This is a genomic window from Pseudomonas sp. P5_B2 (assembly GCF_056400445.1).
Genome location: NZ_JBFULH010000604.1, coordinates 1 through 2,409 on the forward strand (window position 1 = coordinate 1; position 2,409 = coordinate 2,409).

Consider the following 2,409-nt stretch of genomic DNA (forward strand, 5'->3'; position numbering starts at 1 on the left):
CCCCATGACCATATGAAAATGGGCTACGACGAAATAGGTGTCCGAGAGGGGAATATCCACGATCACATTGCCGAGAAACAACCCGGTCAGACCGCCCACCAGGAAGGTGACAATAAAGGCCAGGGCAAACAGCATCGGCACGGTCAGATGGATGTCGCCCCGCCACAGGGTCAGCACCCAGTTGTAGACTTTCAGCGCGGTCGGCACCGCGATGATCAAGGTGGTGACGGCGAAGAAAAAGCCAAAATACGGGTTCATTCCGCTGACATACATATGGTGTGCCCAGACCACAAAGCTGAGTACGCCAATCGCAATAATGGCCCACACCATCATTCGGTAACCGAAGATATTTTTACGCGCATGCGTGCTGATCAAGTCGGAGACCAGACCAAACGCAGGGAGAGCAACGATGTAGACCTCCGGGTGGCCGAAGAACCAGAACAGGTGCTGGAATAATATCGGGCTGCCACCCTGATGATCGACCTGCTGCCCCAGCGAGATCATCGCCGGCATAAAGAAGCTGGTGCCCAACAGCTTGTCGAACAGCATCATGACCGCACTGACAAACAACGCCGGGAAAGCCAGCAAGGCCATAATCGAGGCCATGAAGATTCCCCATACGGAGAGCGGCATGCGAAACAATGTCATGCCGTGCGTACGCGCCTGCAACACTGTGGTGACATAGTTCAAGCCGCCCATGGTGGCTGCGACAATAAAAATCGCCAGTGAGACAAGCATCATGACGATGCCCCACTCGACCCCTGGTGTCCCCTGAGAAATGGACTGTGGCGGATAGAGCGTCCAGCCAGAACCGGTGGGGCCGCCCGGGACAAAGAAACTGGAGAGCAATACCACTACCGCCAGCAGGTAGAACCAGTAACTCAGCATGTTGACATAGGGGAAGACCATGTCGCGGGCGCCCAYCATGAGCGGGATCAGATAGTTACCGAAGCCACCCAGAAACAAGGCCGTCAGCAAGTAAATGACCATGATCATGCCGTGCATGGTCATTGCCTGATAGTAAGTACTGGCGTCCATGAACGCCAGGCTGCCGGGGAAGCCAATCTGTATGCGCATCAAGCCGGACAACACCACGGCGATTACGCCCACGAATATAGCCGTCAATGAATATTGAATGGCGATGACCTTGTGGTCCTGACTCCAGATATATTTGGTCAGGAAGCTTTTGGGTTCGTGCAGTGTTTCTGTTTCAGCTTGCTCCGCATAAGCCATCACGTAATCCTCCTGTCGAAGGTTCGGTGCATTCCTGGCTGCTTTACGGCTACTTCCCTGGCTCCGCCTTGCTCGTATCGGCGTCGGCATTCGCTTTGGATTTGATGAAAGCGATCAGTGCATTCAACTCCTGATCACTCGGAGCAAGGGCCGGCATCACGGCTGCATAGCCTTTGACGATTTTGGCGCCGGGATCAAGAACTGAATCCTTTATATAAACTTCATCGACCTTGACGCTCGTACCGTCGGCCAGGGTTTCTGTCTTGCCATACAGACCCTGCCAGCTGGGGCCGACACCCTTGCTGCCATCGACACTGTGGCAGGCCAGACAGCCGAGCGAACCGGCCAGCCGCTGCCCCTGCGTCGCCAGGTCGTCACCTGGGCCGGACGCGTCGCTGGCAGAAGGTTCATTGCCTTGCCCGGCAGCACCCAGCGATTTGATCAGGGCGACGAGGGCGCCCAGTTCATCGTCATTGAGAGTATAGGCCACCATGACCGGCGGGTAGCCCTGTACCAGTCGGGCCTTCGGATCGAGGATCGACTCTTTCAGGTAGGCCTCATCGACGCGCACACTGGTGCCATCGGCAAGTTGTTCAGTGCGGCCATACAACCCCTTCCATCCCGGGCCGAGACTGGAATTGCCATCCTGGCTATGGCAGGCACCGCAGCCGTATTTTTCGACCAGCAGGCGACCTTTTTCCAGCACGCTGTCCCGGCTGGGTTTGGCGGCTGCCGTTAATGTCTGAGCAAAAGTCGGTTGGCTGTTCAGCCATTGATCGAAGGCGCTTTGCTCTTCCATGATCATGTGGCCGCGCATGTTGTAATGACCTACACCACAAAACTCAGCGCAAAGGATTTCATATTTCCCTGCTTTGGTCGGCGTAAACCAAAAGTACGACACCATCCCCGGCACCATGTCCATCTTGCTGCGAATTTGCGGCACATAGAAATTGTGCAATACATCCTTGGAGCGCAGTAATACTTTCACTGGCTTATCGAGCGGAAGGCGAACTTCATTGTTTCGTATAAGCACATCGTCTTGCCCGACGGGATCCTTGGGGTCAAGGCCGAAGGGATTGGTGGCATCAACAAACTTGATATCCGATTTGCCCAGCTTCCCGTCCTGGCCGGGAAAACGAAAGGCCCACTGCCACTGCTGAGCGACCACTTCAAGTT

At 55.4% G+C, this 2,409-nt stretch carries 2 protein-coding genes; both read right to left on the minus strand.

The genetic code is table 11. The features are described 5' to 3' along the window. The coding region (locus AC1DRJ_RS24565; RefSeq protein WP_477804445.1) for a cbb3-type cytochrome c oxidase subunit I at positions 1 to 1,233 on the minus strand (1,233 nt) is incomplete at its 3' end. Between the two features lie 49 nt (positions 1,234 to 1,282). Further along, positions 1,283 to 2,409 (minus strand): c-type cytochrome (locus AC1DRJ_RS24570; RefSeq protein ID WP_477804444.1); only part of this gene is annotated, 1,127 nt, incomplete at its 5' end.